Source organism: Streptomyces sp. NRRL F-6492 (assembly GCF_001280125.1).
GTDB lineage: Bacteria > Actinomycetota > Actinomycetes > Streptomycetales > Streptomycetaceae > Streptomyces.
Genome location: NZ_LGEG01000001.1, coordinates 79,278 through 97,637 on the forward strand (window position 1 = coordinate 79,278; position 18,360 = coordinate 97,637).

Below are 18,360 nucleotides of genomic sequence, written 5' to 3' on the forward strand. Positions count from 1 at the left end.
GGGGCGACGACCCTCGGAGCCGTACCGCTTCCGCGTCCGCCCCGCGGGCCTACTCCTCGCCCGCCAGGGTCAGCCGGCGGAGCTTCTGGCCGGCGAACCAGGTCGCCGCGACCGTGACCGCCACCAGGAGGACCACCGCCGTGGTGAGTCCGACCTCGGAGGTGACCAGGCCGTCGCCGGTGACCCTCTCCGCGAGGGCGAGCGCCCACTGCTGGACGCTCAGGGTGCGGGCGCCCGCGATCAGGGAGCCGAAGAGGGCCTCCCACACCAGGGCGTAGACCAGGCCGATCACCACGGCGTGCCGGCTGACCGTGCCGAGCAGCAGGAACAGGGCGCTGTACGTGATGGAGGCCACGAGCGCCGCCACCGTGTACGCCACGGCCACCTGCTGGCCGTTGCCGTTGAGGATGAACCCGGCGATCAGCGTCGGCACCGCCGAGAAGACCATGGTCACCGCGATCGCGACGATCAGCTTCGTGAAGATGATCGCGGGCCGCTTCACCGGCTTGGACAGCAGGTAGACGATCGAGCCGTCGTCGATCTCGGGGCCGATCGCGCCCGTGCCGGCGATCACGCCGATCAGCGGCACCATCGTGGCCAGGGCGAAGCCGCCGAGGACGTCGGCCGCGACCTGGTCGTCCGCTCCGTTGAACATGCGGACCGCCGCCGAGATGACCAGCAGCATGGCGGGCAGCAGGAAGAGGATCAGGGCCCTGCGGCGGCCGAGGAGGGCCCGGTAGGTGAGCCGGGCGACTGTGGGGTTGTACATCGGTCAGGCTCCTTTCAGGCCGCTACGAGGTACGAGAAGACCGATTCGAGGGACTCGTCCGAGGGCGAGACCGTCAGGAGACGGATCCCCCGCTCGCGCGCGACCTTCGGCAGCAGTTCCGTGAACCGCCCGAAGTCGACCGCCTGGATGCGCAGTCCGCCGTCCGCGTGGTCGACCTCGATGCCGGCCGTGGACGGGTCGGCGATCAGCGCGGCCGCGAGGGCCCGGTCGTCGCTGGAGCGGACCAGGTAGCGGTGCGGCCGGTCCGTCATCAGGCGGCGGATCTTGCGGAAGTCGCCGGAGGCCGCGTGCCGTCCGGCCACGATCACCTCGATGTGGGAGGCGAGCTGCTCGACCTCCTCCAGGATGTGCGAGGAGAACAGGACCGTGCGGCCGGCCGCGCCCATCCGCCGCAGCAGCTCCATCAACTGCATGCGCTGGCGCGGGTCCATGCCGTTGAACGGCTCGTCGAGCAGGAGCACGGACGGGTCGTGGACGAGGGCCGAGGCCATCTTCACGCGCTGCCGCATGCCCTTGCTGTACGTGGAGACCTTGCGGTCCTGCGCGTACTCCATCTCGACCGTGGCCAGGGCCCGCTGGGCCTCCTTGGCGCCGAGGCCCTGGAGTTCGGCGTTGGCCACGACGAACTCGCGGCCGGTGAGGAAGTCGTACATCGCCTCCCGCTCGGGCACGACGCCGATGTCGCGGTAGACCGACTCGTTCCCCCAGATCGTCCGTCCGTCGAGGGTGACGGTGCCGGTGGAGGGGTCGAGGAAGCCTCCCATCATGTTGATCAGGGTGGACTTCCCGGCGCCGTTGGGGCCCAGGAGGCCGGTGACGCCGGGGCCCACCGCCATCGTGACGTCGTTCACGGCCACGACGTTTCCGAACCAGCGGGAGACGTGGTCGATGGAGAGGGTACTCATGGGCGCAGCCCATTCCTTTGAGGGGTGGCGGCGGGCGACGGGAGGGCGGTCACAGCCCGACCTTTCGGTAGCGGCGCATCAGGATGCCGTACGAGCCGGCGATCAGCGCGAGGACGGTCAGGAGGTAGACCACGCCGACCCCGGCGCCCGGGCCTCCGAGCTCGGGGAACATGGGCGGTGCGCCCAGGAAGGCGGTCTGCACGCCGTCGATGAGGGTGATCGGCGAGAACAGGCCGAGCCACTCGATGGCGCCCGGGTTCTCCGTGGCGTACGCGATGCCCATGAGCGTGGAGACCGCGCCGTACGAGATGGTCAGGACGCCGATGACGGCGGCGACGCCGAAGCCGCGGCGCGGGGTGAGGGCCGCCATGACGAGGCCGATGCCGCCGAAGAGCAGCGAAAGCAGCGCCACGGAGACGATCCCCTGGCCGAACATCTTGGTCTGCTCGGCGAAGTCCATCTTGGCGAGCATCGAGCCGATCCACATGATCAGCAGCGGGACGGCCGTGAGGATGAAGAGCGCCGACGCCATCGCGCCGAACTTGGCGAGCACGTAGTCCGCGCGCTCGATCGGGCGGGAGAAGTACAGCGGCACGGTCCTGAACCGGAGGTCGCGGGAGACCGACTGGGGCGCCTGGGAGGCCAGGTAGATGCCGATGACGACCTGGAGGAAGATCGCGTACTGCGTGTACTCGATCGAGAGCTTGGTCTGCTTGGTGGCGACCGCGACGGCGACGATGATCAGCGCCGGGACGCACATCACGCCCGCGAGCAGCATCGGCAGCACCTTGGACTTGGCGCTGCGGCCCAGTCCGTAGGCGCCGCGCAGGGACTGCGAGAAGAGCGACCGGCGCGCGTACGCCCGGCCGAGGCGCGGGCCGTCGTAGGACCGGTAGCCGATGTTGTGGATCCGGGTCGTGTCGGGAGCGGCCTGGGAGGGCTGGGGGATCTGGGTGCTCATCGGGCCGGCACCTCCTCGTGCGGCGTGGACGCCTCGGCGGCCTGCGGGCGGAAGACCTCGGCGATGTGGTGGCGGCGCTGCTCCATGCGGACGAGCCCGAGGCCGAGGCCGGCGACGGTGTCGCGCACCAGGTCGTACGTCTCCTCGCCCGCCGCCTCCAGGAGCAGGATGTGGCCGGCGCCGGGCAGGCCCTCCTCCACCCCCGGGTGGAGGGTGACACCGGCGGCCGCGAGGGCCGTGCGGAGGGCCGCCGTGCCGTCGGGGTGCTCGTCGGAGTCGGTGACCTCGACCGCGAGGGTCGTGGTGGTCCGGGTGAAGTCGCTGGTGGAGCTGGAGCGCAGGAGGCGTCCGCCGTCGATGACGACGACGTGGTCGCAGGTGCGCTCCAGCTCGCCGAGGAGGTGGGAGGTGACGAGGACGGAGATGCCGAAGTCGGTCCAGATCCGGCGGATCAGTCCGAGCATCTCGTCCCGGCCGACCGGGTCGAGGCCGTTGGTCGGCTCGTCGAGCAGGACCAGCTTCGGGTCGTGGACCAGCGCCTGGGCGAGCTTCACCCGCTGCTTCATGCCGGTCGAGTACCCGCCGATGGGGCGGTAGCGCTCCTCGTACAGGCCGACGTGGCGCAGGGTGTCGGCCGTCCGCTCGCGGGCGGCGGTCGGGGGCAGCCCGGACATCCGCGCCATGTGGACGACGAACTCGGTGGCCGAGACGTCCGGGGGGAGGCAGTCGTGCTCGGGCATGTATCCCACGCGCTCGCGGATCTGGGCGCCGGAGGTCCGGACGTCGAGGCCCAGGACCTCCGCGCGGCCCTCCGTGGCGGGGGAGAGTCCGAGCAGGATCTTGATCATCGTGGACTTGCCGGCTCCGTTGGCACCCACCAGTCCGGTCACACCGGGCCCGATGTCCAGGGAGAGCCGGTCGAGAGCGGTCACCCGGGGGAACCGCATGCTGAGGCTTTCGGTCGCGATCACAGTCACGCTTCGAAGGTAGTGGTGCGCGCCACACGCGTCGTCAGACCAACGGCTCGATCTCTGTCCGACTACAGGAGTACAAGCCGGTGGGGGCGGAACGACAAAAGTTGTTTTCCGGGGGGCGCCGGTCGGCCTTCCGACGACTCCTTCCCGGTGGTCCCACGTGATCGTGCGCCGCGCTCCGGGGGGGGATTCCCGGGCGGACTTCCGGGTGGGCTTGTGGGCGAGCTTGTGGGCGGGATTGTGGGCGGGCTTCCGGGCGGACTTCCGGTTGGGCTTCCGGTGGGTTTTCCACAGGCCGTCGTCCGACCCCTTGACTCAGCCGCCGGGCATTGTCACATTCATCAATGTCAAGTTACGAACACGCAGCGCAGCCGGGCGCTCACGGGGGACGGCGGATGGCATGGCAACGGCAGTGGCAGGTGAACTCTCCGCGGAGCTGCGGGGCTTCAAGGAGGTGCAGCGGCTCTCCTACGCGTGTGCGGAAGCCGTCGCGGCGCAGCTCAGGCCGGGCGTGACCGAGCGCGAGGCCGCCCGGATGCAGCGGGAGTGGCTGTACGAGCGGGGGGTCAGGGACTGGTTCCACCGGCCGTTCGCCTGGTTCGGGGACCGCACGGCCTTCGTGGACTTCAAGATCCCGCTCCAGTTCTTCCCGACGAACCGGCGTCTGGAGGCGGGGATGCCGTTCATCCTCGACATGGCCCCGGTCCACCGGGGATACACGGCCGACATCGGCTACAGCGGCTGCCTCGGCCTCGACCCCCTGCACGACAGGCTGCTCGCCGACCTCGCGGCCCACCGCGAGCTGATCCTGCGCGAGGTGCGCGAGCGCCGCACGCTGCGCGAGATATACGAGGACGTGGACCGGCTGATGGTCCGCCAGGGGTACGCGAACCGGCACCGGGCCTACCCCTTCGGCGTCATCGCCCACAAGATCGACCGGGTGCGGGAGCGCCGCCGGACGCCGACGCTCTTCGGCTTCGGCACCCAGGCGCTCAAGGGCCTGGCGAGCGACGCCCTGCACGGGCACCGGGACGGCTGGTCGCCGCTCTGGTCGCCGTACAAGTTCTCCGACCACCCGCCCACACCCGGGCTGTGGGCGGTCGAGCCGCACCTCGGATTCCGGGGTACGGGCGCGAAGTTCGAGGAGATCCTGGTCGTCACCGACTCCCGGGACCCCGAGCAGAGCGCGTTCTGGCTGGACGACGATCTGCCGCACGTGCGGCGCTGGAACGAGGGAGCGGTCTGATGACGGAGCTCAAGGGAGCCCGGGAACGCCGAGTCCGTACGGGCGGGATCGAGCTGTGCGTCGCCGAGCTCGGCGAGACGGGCCGGCCGACCGTGCTGCTCGTGCACGGCTATCCGGACTCCAAGGAGGTGTGGTCGGAGGTCGCGGTCCGGCTGTCCGAGGAGTTCCACGTGGTGCTGTACGACGTCCGGGGCCACGGCCGGTCGACGGCGCCGACCCCGCTGCGCGGCGGCTTCACCCTGGAGAAGCTGACGGACGACTTCCTCGCGGTCGCCGACGCCGTCAGCCCGGACCGGCCGGTCCACCTCGTCGGCCACGACTGGGGGTCGGTGCAGGGGTGGGAGTTCGCCACCGTGCCGCGCACCGAGGGCCGGATCGCCTCCTTCACCTCGATGTCCGGCCCCTCCCTCGACCACTTCGGGCACTGGATCAAGCGGCGGATGGCACGCCCCACCCCGCGCCGGATCGGGCAGCTCCTCGGCCAGGGCGCCAAGTCCTGGTACGTCTACCTGCTGCACACGCCCGTGCTGCCGGAGCTGGCCTGGCGCGGGCCGCTCGGGAAGCGCTGGCCGGGGATCCTGGAGCGGGTGGAGAAGGTCCCGGCCGGCGACTACCCGACGTCCTCGCTGCCGAACGACGCGGCGCACGGGGCCTGGCTCTACCGGGACAACGTCCGGGCCAGGCTCTCCCGGCCGCGTCCCGACGCGTACGCGCACGTGCCCGTGCAGCTGATCGTGCCGACCGGTGACGCCTTCCTCTCCGACCGGCTCTACGACGACCTGGGCACCTGGGTGCCGGAGCTGACCCGGCGCACCCTGCCCGCCAAGCACTGGGTGCCGCGCACCCGGCCGGACCAGCTGTCCTCCTGGATCGCCGAGTTCGTCAGGACCCACGAGGGACCGGCGGCCGGGGCGGCGAAGCAGGGCGCGGCGCAGCCGGCCAAGGGCGGGGTGCGGCCGGAGTACGCGGAGCGGTTCGGCGGCCAGCTCGTCCTGGTGACCGGGGCGGCCAGCGGCATCGGGCGGGCCACCGCCTTCGCGTTCGCGGAGGCCGGCGCCCGGGTCGTGGCCGTGGACCGGGACGCCGACGGGGCGGCCCGCACGGCGGAGATGGCGCGCCTGATCGGGGCCCCGGAGGCCTGGGGCGAGGTCGTCGACGTCTCCGACGAGCAGGCGATGGAGAAGCTGGCCGCCAAGGTGGAGGACGAGTACGGAGTCGTCGACGTCCTGGTCAACAACGCGGGCATCGGGCTCGCCGGCTCCTTCTTCGAGACGTCGAGCGAGGAGTGGGGGCGGGTCCTGGACGTCAACCTGTGGGGCGTGATCCACGGGTGCCGGCACTTCGGGGCGCGGATGGTCGCGCGGGGCCAGGGCGGCCACATCGTGAACACCGCGTCCGCCGCGGCCTTCCAGCCCTCCCGGGCCCTGCCCGCGTACAGCACGTCGAAGGCGGCGGTGCTGATGCTCAGCGAGTGCCTGCGGGCCGAACTGGCCGGCCAGGGCATCGGGGTGTCCGCGATATGCCCCGGCATCGTCAACACCAACATCACGGCGACCACGCGGTTCGCCGGGGTGGCGGACGAGGCGGAGGAGAAGCGGCGGCAGAAGAAGGCGTCCCGGCTGTACGGGCTGCGGAACTACCCGCCGGAGAAGGTCGCGGACGCGATCCTGGGGGCCGTCGTGCACGACCGGGCCGTCGTGCCGGTGACCCCCGAGGCGCGGGGCGCCCGCTTCCTGTCCCGGCTGAGCCCGGGCACGCTGCGGGCCCTCGCGCGCTGGCAGCCGCCGGCGTAGGGATCGGCACCGGACGGGGAGCGGGGGGGGCGGACGGAGGGCGGCGCCGGACGAGGAGCGGGAGCGGACGGAGGGCGGCGCCGGACAAGGAGCGGGAGCGAACGGAGGGCGGGAGCGGACGGGCAGCGGGAGCGGACGGGCAGCGGAGGCGGGCGGGAGGCGAGGACGGGCGGTGGGCGGGGGCGGGCGGCTGACGGGGGCGGCGGCCGTACGATCCCTCGCAGGACGGGCCCCGCGGCGGCGGGGTGGTGGAAGCGGTCGGTGGGAGCGGGTTTGTCCGAGCAGTCAGCACAGCCGGAGTACCGGATCGAGGATCTCGCCCGTCTCAGCGGGGCCACGGTCCGGACGATCCGCGCCTACCAGGACCGCGGTCTGCTGCCCCGTCCGGAGCGGCGGGGCAGGGCGAACGTCTACGGGGACGCGCACCTCGCGCGGCTCCGGCGGATCGCCGACCTCCTCGACCGGGGCTACACCCTGGCCTCGATCAAGGAACTCATGGAGGCGTGGGACACCGGCCGGGGGCTCGGCGGGGTGCTCGGCCTGGTCGCGGAGGTCCACGGGCCGTGGACGGACGAGGAGGCGGCCCGGATATCGCGCGCGGAGCTGGACGCCCGCTTCGGCGGCACGCCGGACGAGGAGGCCATCCGGGAGGCCGTGGAGCTGGGCGTACTGGAGCGGATCCCGGACCGGGAGACGGAGGAGTACCTCGTACCGAGCCCCCAGGAGCTGGCGGTGGCGGCCGAGCTGTACGCGGCCGGGGTGCCGTTGCCGGCGATCACCGGGCACCTGAGGGAGCTGCGGGGGCAGGTCGAGCACATCGCCTCCCGTTTCCTGGAGTTCACGACCGAGTACGTCTTCGCCCGCTATCTGGGGCACCGGCCGCCGACGGACGCGGACGCGGCCGACGCGGCGGCGATGGTGCGGCGGCTCAGACCGCTCGCGCAGCAGACGGTGGACGCCGAACTGGCGCGTGCCATGCGTCTGTTCGCCACCCGGCACCTCCAGGTCCATCTGTCGCCGGACGCGCCCCCCGCGCAGGACGACGAGCCGCGCCCGGTGGCCCTGCCCGCCGGGACGGTCCGGTCCGTACAGGGCCTGGTGGGAGCGGAGGGGGTCGCGGCCTTCGTCACGGCGGCCACGGAACGAGAGGTCCACAAGAGGACATTGGACGCACTCTCCTCAAGTCACCTCATAGAGGGCAAAGTTGATCAATTGCCCTGAGTGAGCAGTCTTGTTGTCCACAGAAAGGCTCCTCATCCTGTGGATAACTCGCCTTGGCTGTGGATCAAACCTGTCCACCGGAAGTCGCCGGAAATCATTGGCCGGGGCGATCCCGGCTCCGGCATCCTGGCAGGATGACCCCACAGCCGCCCATGGACGAACGCCGCACGGTGAAGGTCTCCAAGTACCTCTCCAAGCACCTGCGGCACCAGCCCGAGCGCATCGGGCTCGTCCTCGACGCACAGGGCTGGACCGAGATCGACGCGCTGCTCCGGGCCACCGCCCAGCACGGCTTCCCGATCACCCGCGAGGAACTCGACCACGTCGTCGAGACCAACGACAAGAAGCGCTTCGCCGTCGAGGGCACCCGCATCCGCGCCAGCCAGGGCCACACCGTCCGGGTGGACCTGGACCTGCCGGCCGCCGAACCGCCCGCGTACCTCTACCACGGCACGGTCGCGGACCGGCTCCCCGCGATCCGGGCGGAGGGCCTGCGGCCCATGGCCCGCCACCACGTGCACCTCTCCCCCGACCGGGAGACCGCGACACGGGTCGGCGCCCGCCGGGGCCGGCCGGTCGTCCTGAGCGTCGACGCCGGCGCCATGCACCGGGCCGGGCACGTCTTCCACGTCAGCGCCAACGGGGTGTGGCTGGCCGACGCCGTCCCGCCGGAGTTCCTCCGCCTCCCGTCCTGACCCCACGGGCGGGAGGGGCGGAAGCCATGGGGCATGATCACCTTCCATGGCCCACCCCCACCCGCACCTCCCCAGTACCGAGGCGACCGTCACCGCGATCCGCGAGATCGCCCGGGAGTTCGGCCTGGAGATGACGGTCACCGACGACATCGGCGCGGACCGGACCTCCCGGCGCACCGCCTCGGACGCGTTCGCCGTCCTCGACCCCGACGGCTCCCTGCCGCACGAGGCCTTCGTCGAGCTGGGCGGGTCCCCCGCCGTCACCGTCCAGGTCTTCCCCGAGGACGACGCCCGGATCACCGTGGAGGGCATTGAGTTCGCGGACGTCCCCCGTGACGCCGTCCCGGCCTTCCTGCGGTCCGTCCACGGCGGCCTCGCCCATGTGAAGGGCCGGTTCTTCCCGCCCGGCTGGTGGCTGGTCGTCCCGCTGCCCGGCGACGGGACCCACAGGGAACTCGTCCCCGGCGCCTCGCTCACGGCGTGGATGAACCGGAACGTTCGCTGACGCCACCGGCCCCGACGCCGTCGGGGGCCGGCGAAAACCCCGCGTGCCGGGCGAATCCGCGGCCGGCCTCGGGGAACACTGGGCGGATGGGAGAGATCCGGGTCGGAACCTGCTCGTGGACGGACAAGGCGCTGGTGTCCAGCGGCTGGTACCCGAAGGGACGGCGCGACGCGGAGGGCAGGCTCCGGCACTACGCCACGCGGTTCCCGGTGGTGGAGGTGGACTCCACGTACTACGGGCTGCCCAGCACCCGCAACAGCCACCTGTGGGCCGAGCGCACTCCCGAGGGCTTCCGCTTCGACGTGAAGGCGTTCTCGCTGCTCACCGGGCACCCGACCCGGCCGGAAGCGCTGCCCGCCGACCTCCGCCCGGCCTTCGCCCGACAGCGGCGGGAGCAGGGCGCCGGCACCGACCCCGGGCTGCTCGACGAGGTGTGGAGCCGGTACGGCGCGGCCCTCGAACCGCTGCGCGAGGCCGGTCGCCTGGGGACGCTGGTGTTCCAGTTCCCGCACCGGCTCGTACCGGGCGGGCCGGCGGCGGAGTTCCTGCGCCGGTGCCGCGAGCGCGCCGCCGGATGGCCGGTGGCCGTGGAGTTCCGGAACCCCGGCTGGTGGCGCGAGGAGCACGCCGACGCGACGGCCGCCCTCCTCACGGACCTGGACGCGGCCGCCGTGGCCGTGGACATGACGCAGACGCTGCCCACCTCCGTACCGCCGGTCGTCCGGGTCACCTCCCCGGACCTCGCCCTGGTGCGCTTCCACGGCCGCAACACCGCCTGGGGCACCGGCACCAAGGAGGAGAGGTTCCGCCACGACTACACCCCCGGGGAACTCGCGGAGTGGACACCACGCATCCGCGAGCTGGCCGAGGGGGCGCGGGAGGTGCACGTCCTCTTCAACAACTGCTGCGGCGACGCCGCCGTCCGCGCCGCGGAGTCGATGCGGGGGCTGCTCGGCCTCTCGTAGCCCTGGTCCTCCGCAGGTCAACGGCTATACTCGCGGCCGCATTCGACATGGTGAGAGGAAGTCCCGGTGGCGTCTCCGACTGCGCTGAACTCGGTGATCGACGGCAAGGAGGTCCCCGGAAGCGGCGTCACCTACGCCTCTCTCGATCCGGCCCGGACGAGCGACGTGGTCGCCGAGGTCCGGCTCGCCGACGCGGGGCAGTTCCAGGACGCCTGCGAGGCGGCCCGGCGGGCGCAGCGCGAGTGGGCGCGGGTGCCGGCCCCCGTGCGCGGACAGGTCGTGGGCGCCTTCGGCCGCCTCGTGCAGGCCAACAAGGAGCGCCTCGCCCGGCTGGTGACCCGCGAGGTGGGCAAGACGTACGCCGAGGCCCTGGGCGAGGTCCAGGAGATCATCGACACCTGCGACTTCTTCCTCGGCGAGGGCAGGCGCCTGTACGGGCACACAGTCCCGTCCGAGATGCCCGACAAGCAGTTGTTCACCTACCGCGTGCCGGTCGGCGTGGCGGTCATCGTGACCGCGGGCAACTTCCCGGTGGCGGTCCCCTCCTGGTACCTGGCCCCGGCCCTGCTGTGCGGCAACGCGGTGGTGTGGAAGCCCGCCGAGTACGCGGCGGCGACCGCGCGCGCCCTGGCCGAACTCGCTTGGCGGGCGGGGGTCCCGGCCGGGGTCCTCAACCTCGTCCACGCCGACGGCGAGACAACGTTCGCGGGCCTGGAGGCCGCGCTGGAGCGCGGTCTGGTGGACAAGGTCGGCTTCACGGGGTCGACGGCGGTCGGCCGGCGGATCGGTGAGCTGTGCGGCCGCCACCTGCAGACGCCGTGCCTGGAGCTCGGCGGCAAGAACCCGATGGTCGTCGCGCCCGACGCGGACCTCGACCTGGCCGTGCAGGCGGCGCTGTTCTCCGGTTACGGCACGGCGGGCCAGCGCTGCACCTCGCTGGGCACGGTCGTCGTGCACGAGGACGTGCACGACGAGTTCACGCGCCGGTTCGCCGAGGCCGTGCGGACCGCGCCGGTGGGCGACCCGGCCTCCCCCGTCGTCTACGGCCCGCTGCTCGACGAGAAGTTCGCGCGCTCCTACGAGGAGACGCTGGGCTGGATCGACGCCCACCACACGGTGCTCGGTTCGAGCGCCGTCGGCAGGATCACGGCCGACTCGCCCCGCGAGGGCTTCGTCGGAGACCCGTCGGACGGCCTGTACTACCACCCGGTCCTCGTGGACGGGGTCCGGCCCACGGACCGGATCTTCCTGGAGGAGACCTTCGGGCCGATCGTCGGGATCACCACGTACCGGACGCTCGACGAGGCGATCGAGCTGGCCAACGCCCCGGGCTACGGTCTCTCCGCCGCCGTCTGGACCAGTGACCCGGCCACCGTGTTCCGCTTCCGGCAGGACGTCGGGGCCGGCATGGTCAGCGTGAACAACTCCACCTCGGGCGCGGAGGCGCACCTGCCGTTCGGCGGGAACGGCAAGTCCGGCAACGGCAGCCGCCAGTCCGGCGTGTGGGTGCTCGACCAGTTCACCCGCTGGCAGTCGATGAACTGGGACTTCTCCGGTTCGCTGCAGAAGGCCCAGATGGACGTGGCGACCGTCGAGGCCGACCTGGACTACCGCCTGCCGGAGGAGTGGACCGGGGGCGCCTGACACGAGGAACGGGGCCGGGGCCGGTGGTCGTGTCCACCGGCCCCGGCCCCGCGGCCGTACCCGGCCTCCCCGGGACCGGGGATCCTCAGGACCGGGGGTCCTCGTACGTGTGCGTGACCAGCGTCCTCGCGTGGCCCACCGTCCAGTCCGGCAGGGCCGCGAGGGCCTTCTCCGCGTCCTCCCCGGTCTTCAGGAAGACCTGGTCGACCCGGATCTCGACGGGGCCCGAGCGCTCGACGGTCACCGTGTGGCCGTCGAAGCGCCCGACGACGTCGACCACCGCCTCGTCGCCCTCGAAGGGCCGGCCGCCCACGGAGAGGCCGGGGCCCGTCACCGTGACCCTGACCAGCTCCGCGCGGTTCGCGCCGACGGTGATCCGGACGGGCGCGGTCGTCCCCTCGGTGGCGAAGGAGACGGTCCCCTCCGGCACGGTCACCTTCCGCGCGGCGAGCCCTCCTTCGCGGACCCGCAGCCCGGTGTCGCGGACGATCCCGTCGACGACGCCCAGGTCCTGGGGCGTGAGGGCGTCGCGGCCCTCCAGCACGATCCGCGCGTCCCCGCCGTCGGTCTGCTCCTGGAAGAGGCTCACCATCTTGGGGTGCGCGGTGTCGTACGGCGGGGCGAGGCCGACGACGAGGAGGCCGCAGGCGGCGTACGCCACCAGGGCGAGGCCGGACCGGCGGGGCGGACGCCCGGCGTACGCGGCGAACGGCGCGAGGACGAGGGCCAGCGGGACGGCGACCAGGACGCCGGCCACGGCGACGGCCGCGTCCATGGGGACGGCGGTCGGCAGCCGGCCCATCATCGGGACCGCCAGCTCGAACAGGTTCCGCGCGAACTGGGCGATCAGCACCAACACCACGAACGCGCCCGCCAGCGGCGGCACCGCGCGCCAGCGGCCCGGCAGCAGCAGGAGGCCGGCGATCGACACCATCAGCGGGACGGAGGCGATCCACAGCAGGTAGCCGGGGCCGACGCCGAGCCAGGCGGTGACCGCGCCGAGCAGGGCGACCGCCCAGGTGTTGGCGAGCAGGGCGGCACGGGCCGACGGCCGCCGGGCGCCGTCCGGGGCGCGGCGGCGGCGCCGGCGCTCCAGGAGCAGCTGCGGGGCCAGCGCCCCCAGGACGGTCAGGGGCAGCGGCACCAGGTACACCAGCCAGGGGTGCGCGAACCAGGCGTGCGGGCCGGCCAGCGACTGGGCGACGCCCACCAGGAGGCCCGTGAGCACGGCGGCCGGGAGGCCGAGGAGCGCGGCGCCCGCGGTGGCGGCCGTCCGGCCGGGCCGGAGGTCCCAGGCCCGGTGGGCCCACCGGGTCAGCGCGGCCAGGACGAGGAGCAGCACGAGCGTGCCGGACTTCACCAGGAGCGGGTCGAGGGTCACCCACCAGCGCGACAGCACGTCGAAGTAGTACGGGGCGGGCTTCCGGTCGGCCGGGTCGACGGCCCCGGTCCCGGTCACGTCGGAGGCGAAGCGGACGGTCAGGTCGGTGACCGCCTGCGCCGAACCGGAGCCGATGCCGACGACCCGGTCGTTCGGCGTGTGGTAGCGGTAGCCGTCCTCGAAGAGGGCGTAGTCGAGGCCCGACCAGCCCCGGGCGCGCCACACCCGGCTGTCGGTGTCGGAGTTGATGAGTCCCGCCCGGAACAGCCACTGGCCGAGGACGGAGCCGTACGGCCGCGCGGTGTCGCCCGCCAGCTCGATCAGCCGTCCGTCGTCCTCGCCCGCCTGGAACAGGATGGGCAGACCGCCCGAGCCGACGGCCTCCAGGTTCAGGAACCAGCGGACGTCCGCCGCCCACGGGTGCCGGGTGAACGCGTCCGCCCCGGTGAGGCCGACCTCCTCGCCGCCGTTGAACAGGTAGACGACCGTGCGGTGGCGGTCCTGTCCGGCGAGCTGCCGGGCGGCCTGGAGCACCGCGCCGACGTTGACGGCGTCGTCGGCGGCGCCCGGGCCCTCCATCGCGGAGTCGACGTGGACGTTCACCAGGAGGGCGTCGGCGGTGTCGCCGGGCTGGCGGGCGATCACGTTCTCGACGGCGTAGTCGACGGCGCGGTCGTGGAAGCGGTGCGAGCCGGAGGCGCGCTGCCGTTCCACCTCCAGGCCGGGGATCGCCTTCAGGTCGTCGGCGACCAGGTCCAGCGCTTCCGTGAGGCGCGGGCTCGCGGCGACGCGCGTGCCGAGGTCCTCCAGCCGCTGGGCGGTGGCGAGGGCGCCGCGGCCGGCCTCCCCGTCGGGCGCCGGGCGGGTCGCCCCGTACGCCAGCGAGAAGGAGACGGCCAGGAGCAGGCCCAGGACCGCCCAGGTGCCGGCGAACCGCCGTGCGCCGGACCGGAAGGGCGGGGTGCCCGCCGCCGGCGGTGCCGGCGGGGCGGACGACGGCGCGTCGGCCGCTCGCGGCCGGGACTTCAGCATGCTCACCGCATGACCCTTTCCATGGTTATGCCGCCGTCTCCGGCGTCTGTCGCAACTCCCGCAGCCAGGTGCGCAGTTCGTGTACGACGATGTCTCCGCGCTCCAGGGTGAGCGCGTGCGCGGCGTCGGGGACGCGGACGAGGGAGGCCCGCGGGCAGGCGCGCTCGATCTCCTCGGCCGCGGCCCGCATGCCGGTGGTGTCGGCGTCTCCGACGAGCACGCGGACCGGGACGTCGAGCTTCTCCAGCCGGCCGGCCGCGGGCTCGGCCTTCACGAAGTCCGGGGTGTCCTTCTGCTGCGTGTAGTTGAGCCGCAGCATGCCGGCGACCGCCTCCCGTACGGCGGCCCGCTCGGGCGCCGGTTCGCGGCCGGGGCCGTCGACGAACAGGCGCACCTCGTGCGCGATCAGCTCCTCGACCCTGCGGGCGGTGTCGGCCTCGTCGGCCTCGTCCCAGGCCTCCTCGGCCGCCCCGACCGCGTCGAGCAGCGGGCGCTCGTCGTCCGCGACCGGGGTGTCGAGGCCCGAGACGTCGGGGGCGAGCAGGAACAGTCCGCGCACCCGCTCCGGGTGGGCGAGGGCGAAGTCGACCGCGAGGCGCGCGCCCCTCGACTCGCCCACGAGGACGGCGGATTCGAGGCCGTAGGCGTCCAGCACGCTCGCGAGGTCGCCGATGTCGGAGAACTCTCCGTCGAGCGTCGTCGTGGACTCGCCGAAACAGCGGCAGTCGTAGGCGACGCCGAACATCTCGTCGTCCAGTTCCCGCATCAGCGGGAACCACATCTCCGCGTGGGCGATGCCGGAGTGGACGAGGAGGGCGGCCGGGCGGTCCGGCGTGCCGCTGCTGCCGGTGCGGAGCGTTCCGCCGGGGACGGTGATCGTGCGCGTTTCCATGGTCATCCTTCGATCGACTGCAAGGGGCGGCTGAGCGACTGCAGGTGGCAGTCGACCACGTACCCGGCGACTTCCCGGGCGTGGCTCAGCAGGTACATGTGTCCGCCCTGCCACAGCCTGGTCGGGCAGCCGTCCCGGCCCTGCTCGGCCCAGGCCGCGAGGGCCTCGGCGGGCACGCCGGGGTCGTCGTCGCCCCCCGCGGCGAACAACCGGGCGGAGAGCTTCTCCCCCGCCCGGTACCGGTAGCCCGTCGCCATCCGGTAGTCGGCGCGGATGCCGGGCATGACGAGCTCCAGCAGCTCGGGCTGGCGGAAGAACTCCTCCGGGGCCGCCCCGTGCGAGCGCAGGCCGTCGAGGATCTCGGCGTCCGTGGGCGCGGGCCTGGCGGACAGCGTCTGCGGCGCCGGCATCCCCGACACGACCAGGCAGCGGACCGGGAGCGCCCGCTCCTGGAACCGGCGGGCCAGTTCGAACGCGACCAGGGAGCCGAAGCTGTGCCCGAAGAGGGTGGTGGGCCGGTCGTCCCGGAGGAGTTCGCCGGCCAGGGCGCCGACGAGCTCGTCCATGTCCTCCACCGGCGGCTCCAGCGTCCGGTGCTCGCGCGCGGGCAGGTGGGGCGCCCACAGCTCCACCCCGGAGGGGAGCCACTCGGTCCAGCTCTCGTACACCGTCCCGTTGCCGCCCGCGTAGGGCAGGCAGACGATCCGGCTGTCGCCTCCGCCGGTGCTGAGCCTCTGCATCAGTGACATGACGGCGGATCAGCCCCGCACGCAGCGCGGACGCATGTCGGTCCACACGGCCTCGACGCGGTCGAGGCACTCGTCCTTGGTGCCGGCGGGGCCCTCGGCCTCCCAGCCGGCCGGGAGCGCGCGGTCGCTGCGCCAGATCGAGTACTGCTCCTCGTCGTTGACCACGACGAGGTAGGAGGGTTCTGCGGTGGTGACGGTCATGGTGTCGCCTCTTCGGGTTGCGGGGTGACGGGAAGGAGGGGTCCGTGGGCCTTCTGGATCCGGCGCAGGACGCCGCCGAAGGCGACGCTGACCGCGATGCAGGAGAGCGCGATGACGGACAGGGTCACGGAGCCGGAGGTCGCCTCCAGGGCGACGCCGGCCACCAGGACGGACAGGGGCTTCAGGCTGAACGCGGCGACCTGCGCGGTCGTGGTCACCCGGCCGAGGAGCTCGTCCGGGGTGAGCCGGGCCCGCAGGGTGCTGTAGAGGATCGCGGAGAGCGACTCCCCCGCGCCCGCCAGCAGGACGACGCCGAGGGCCAGGGGCAGCGACTCGGTGCCGCTCAGGACGAGCAGCGCGACGCTGCCGAGGACCGTGCCGGCGCACATGACGGCGGCGGAGGCCTCCTTGATCCGGGAGGCGAGCACGGCGCCGGCGATCGCCCCGACGGCGTAGACCGCGATGACCGTGCCGAGGGCGCCGGGCGACCAGCCGAGGTCCTCGCGGACGAAGTAGGTGGCGCAGATGATGATCGGCGCGGTGAAGAAGGTGACCGCCGCCCAGTAGAGCAGCGCCGCCCGCAGCAGCCGGTGCCCGGCGATGAACCGGAAGCCCTCCAGGACCTGCCGGCGCATCGGGGCGGGGGCGTGCTCCCGCGCGGTCTGCAGCGGGCGGCGGATCAGCATCAGGGCGACCGCCGACACCGCGAAGGTCAGCGCGTCGACCCCCAGGGTGGCGGCCCCGCCGATGCCCGTCACCAGCAGGCCGGCGAGGGCCGGTCCCGCGATGTAGCCGAGCGCGTTGCCGATCGAGAGCAGCGAGTTGGCCTCCCCGAGGCGGTCCCGGCCGACCAGCGAGGGCACGCAGGACAGGCAGGCCGCCTCGAAGACGGTGTACAGCACGCCGACCGGTACGGCGATGGCGTACAGCACCGGCAGCACCGGCACGTCGAGCAGCGCGGCCACCGGCACCGCGCCGACGAGCAGCGCGCGCCCGACGTCCGACCAGAGCATCATCCGCCGCCGGTCGAAGCGGTCGGCCCAGGCCCCCGCGGGGACGCCGAGCAGCATCATGGGCAGCGCCGACAGCATGGCGATCAGGCCCATGTGCAGTCCGGAGCCGGTGAGGGCCAGGACGAGGAGCGGCAGGGCGGTCTTGCTCAGCGCGTCGCCGAGCGCGGAGGCGCCCTGGCCGCCCGCGAACAGCAGGAAGTCGCGGTCCTTCATCAGGTTCCCGGCCACGGGGCCGGCCGGGCCCGCGGCCGTCGCTCCGGGACCGGCCGGGCCCGTGGCCGTGGCCGGGCCCCCGGGGGCGGCCGTGCTCGCAGATGTGCTCACCGTCAGGCCCAGTCGTCCCAGTCCTTGGCGCCGGTCACGTTGCGCAGACCGCCCTGGGACTTGAAGTACATCTGGGCCAGGTAACGCTCGGGGATGCAGGTCAGCCAGCCGAGCGCGTTGTCCTCGCCCACGATCTGGTGGCTGTACGAGATCGAGGTGTCCATCGCCTCGATGGCGTGCCAGTAGCCGCTGGGCACGTACAGCGTCTCGCCCGGGTTCAGGACGGTCTCCTCCACGACCACGTCCTTGAAGCGCGGGTGGCGCTCCAGGTCGGGGCGGCGGTAGTCGACCTGGGCCATGCCGAACTGGCGGCGGAACGGGCGCGGGTACAGCTTCTCGTGCTGGTCCGGGGAGACGAAGTAGCAGCGCTTGCGGCCGACGACCTGGCTCAGGTAGGCCGCGGTCTGCATGCCGTCGCTGTGGAAGGGGGTGACGGTGCCCTTGCTGCCGATGAACATGACGGCCGCGACCCGGGAGGAGACGGTCGCGCGCGGGGCGCCCTTGCCTCCGCCGCGGTTGAGGAAGGTCTTGGCGAGGTAGAGGCCGAGCAGCTTGGCGGGGTTGGCCGTGCCGGTCCTCCAGTCCGCCTTGAAGCGGATGTCGGCCCAGTTCGGCGCCAGGTCGGGCAGGTCGTAGTCCTCGGCGAGGCCCGGGTGGTGCTCGACCATCCGGTGGACGGGGTAGGCGCGCAGGTAGTAGGCGCGGCCCTCGTCGGTGTTGTTCTCGATCTCGTCGAGCAGCTTGGACAGCTTCATCCCGCGGAAGCCGCCGACGTTGCCCAGGATCAGTTCGTTGTCGAGCCGCTGGAGGTTGGCGTGGATGTCCAGGTCGCCGAAGTGCTCGCGGAAGTAGTCCAGGCTCCAGCGCTCCATGGCCGGCCAGGTGTCCATCAGGCCGGTGATGACGGCGGGCTTGCGCTTGTAGACGTACTCGCGCTTGAACTCCTCGGGGGAGGGCGCGTGGATCCGGTCGATCGCGTCGGTCTTCACCGTGGCCTCGGAGAAGAACGTTCCGGCGGTCTCGGCCTGCTCGGGCGGGTTGATGGTCATGACGGGTCCTGTTCCTGTGT

The 18,360-nt window shown here is 72.9% G+C and carries 17 protein-coding genes; 7 read left to right on the plus strand and 10 right to left on the minus strand.

Features of this window, described 5'->3' with window-relative positions; genetic code table 11:
- Positions 1-49: 49 nt before the first annotated feature.
- The 4 genes from ADL08_RS00380 to ADL08_RS00395 are packed head-to-tail and all read right to left on the minus strand — an operon-like array spanning position 50 to position 3,627.
- A complete protein-coding gene (locus ADL08_RS00380) occupies positions 50-769 on the minus strand; it encodes an ABC transporter permease (RefSeq protein ID WP_053639954.1) in 720 nt (239 codons plus the stop codon).
- A 14-nt stretch (positions 770-783) separates the two neighbouring features.
- On the minus strand, positions 784-1,695 hold the full coding sequence (locus tag ADL08_RS00385) for an ABC transporter ATP-binding protein (protein WP_053639955.1): 912 nt from the start codon (positions 1,693-1,695) through the stop codon (positions 784-786).
- A gap of 49 nt (positions 1,696-1,744) precedes the next feature.
- Positions 1,745-2,656, minus strand: coding sequence for an ABC transporter permease (locus ADL08_RS00390; RefSeq protein ID WP_053639956.1), 912 nt, complete (start codon positions 2,654-2,656; stop codon positions 1,745-1,747).
- The gene (locus ADL08_RS00395; RefSeq protein ID WP_053639957.1) at positions 2,653-3,627 is read right to left on the minus strand and encodes an ABC transporter ATP-binding protein; all 975 of its coding nucleotides are present in this window, start codon (positions 3,625-3,627) and stop codon (positions 2,653-2,655) included. Before ADL08_RS00395 ends, ADL08_RS00390 begins: the two co-directional genes overlap by 4 nt.
- Positions 3,628-4,030: 403 nt before the next feature.
- Here ADL08_RS00395 and ADL08_RS00400 point away from each other — a divergent pair, with 403 nt between their 5' ends.
- The 7 genes from ADL08_RS00400 to ADL08_RS00430 all read left to right on the plus strand — a co-directional run bounded on the left by ADL08_RS00400 (position 4,031) and on the right by ADL08_RS00430 (position 11,699).
- Entirely contained in the window at positions 4,031-4,876 is an 846-nt protein-coding gene (locus ADL08_RS00400) for a M24 family metallopeptidase (protein WP_053639958.1), read from the plus strand.
- Positions 4,876-6,669, plus strand: coding sequence for an SDR family oxidoreductase (locus ADL08_RS00405; protein WP_053639959.1), 1,794 nt, complete (start codon positions 4,876-4,878; stop codon positions 6,667-6,669). The genes ADL08_RS00400 and ADL08_RS00405 overlap by 1 nt, the downstream gene beginning before the upstream one ends.
- A gap of 273 nt (positions 6,670-6,942) precedes the next feature.
- On the plus strand, positions 6,943-7,890 hold the full coding sequence (locus ADL08_RS00410; RefSeq protein WP_107091947.1) for a MerR family transcriptional regulator: 948 nt from the start codon (positions 6,943-6,945) through the stop codon (positions 7,888-7,890).
- Positions 7,891-8,042: 152 nt separating this feature from the next.
- The gene (locus ADL08_RS00415; RefSeq protein WP_053639961.1) at positions 8,043-8,585 is read left to right on the plus strand and encodes an RNA 2'-phosphotransferase; all 543 of its coding nucleotides are present in this window, start codon (positions 8,043-8,045) and stop codon (positions 8,583-8,585) included.
- A 46-nt stretch (positions 8,586-8,631) separates the two neighbouring features.
- Positions 8,632-9,090, plus strand: coding sequence for a hypothetical protein (locus ADL08_RS00420; RefSeq protein WP_053639962.1), 459 nt, complete (start codon positions 8,632-8,634; stop codon positions 9,088-9,090).
- Positions 9,091-9,176: 86 nt separating this feature from the next.
- Positions 9,177-10,055 (plus strand): DUF72 domain-containing protein, encoded by an 879-nt coding sequence (locus tag ADL08_RS00425; protein WP_053639963.1) that lies wholly within the window; start codon positions 9,177-9,179, stop codon positions 10,053-10,055.
- Positions 10,056-10,121: 66 nt separating this feature from the next.
- A complete protein-coding gene (locus tag ADL08_RS00430; protein ID WP_078967892.1) occupies positions 10,122-11,699 on the plus strand; it encodes an aldehyde dehydrogenase family protein in 1,578 nt (525 codons plus the stop codon).
- Between the two features lie 85 nt (positions 11,700-11,784).
- Here the strand turns inward: ADL08_RS00430 and ADL08_RS00435 are convergent, their stop codons facing one another.
- The 6 genes from ADL08_RS00435 to ADL08_RS00460 form a co-directional block, all read right to left on the minus strand.
- Positions 11,785-14,112 carry a M20/M25/M40 family metallo-hydrolase gene (locus ADL08_RS00435; RefSeq protein WP_053639965.1) on the minus strand — a complete coding sequence of 776 codons (2,328 nt, stop codon included), beginning with the start codon at positions 14,110-14,112 and terminating at the stop codon, positions 11,785-11,787.
- Between the two features lie 25 nt (positions 14,113-14,137).
- Positions 14,138-15,004 (minus strand): alpha/beta fold hydrolase, encoded by an 867-nt coding sequence (locus tag ADL08_RS00440; RefSeq protein WP_199836918.1) that lies wholly within the window; start codon positions 15,002-15,004, stop codon positions 14,138-14,140.
- Positions 15,005-15,006: 2 nt separating this feature from the next.
- Positions 15,007-15,744, minus strand: a complete 738-nt coding sequence (locus ADL08_RS00445; RefSeq protein ID WP_159042959.1) for a thioesterase II family protein — start codon at positions 15,742-15,744, stop codon at positions 15,007-15,009.
- 18 nt (positions 15,745-15,762) lie between these two features.
- Complete coding sequence (locus ADL08_RS00450; protein ID WP_053639967.1) at positions 15,763-15,954, minus strand: MbtH family protein; 192 nt, start codon at positions 15,952-15,954, stop codon at positions 15,763-15,765.
- Positions 15,951-17,180: an MFS transporter gene (locus ADL08_RS00455; RefSeq protein WP_159042958.1), complete on the minus strand. Its 1,230-nt coding sequence runs from the start codon at positions 17,178-17,180 to the stop codon at positions 15,951-15,953. The genes ADL08_RS00450 and ADL08_RS00455 overlap by 4 nt, the downstream gene beginning before the upstream one ends.
- A gap of 113 nt (positions 17,181-17,293) precedes the next feature.
- Positions 17,294-18,340: a cupin-like domain-containing protein gene (locus ADL08_RS00460; RefSeq protein WP_053639969.1), complete on the minus strand. Its 1,047-nt coding sequence runs from the start codon at positions 18,338-18,340 to the stop codon at positions 17,294-17,296.
- Between the last annotated feature and the right edge of the window lie 20 nt (positions 18,341-18,360).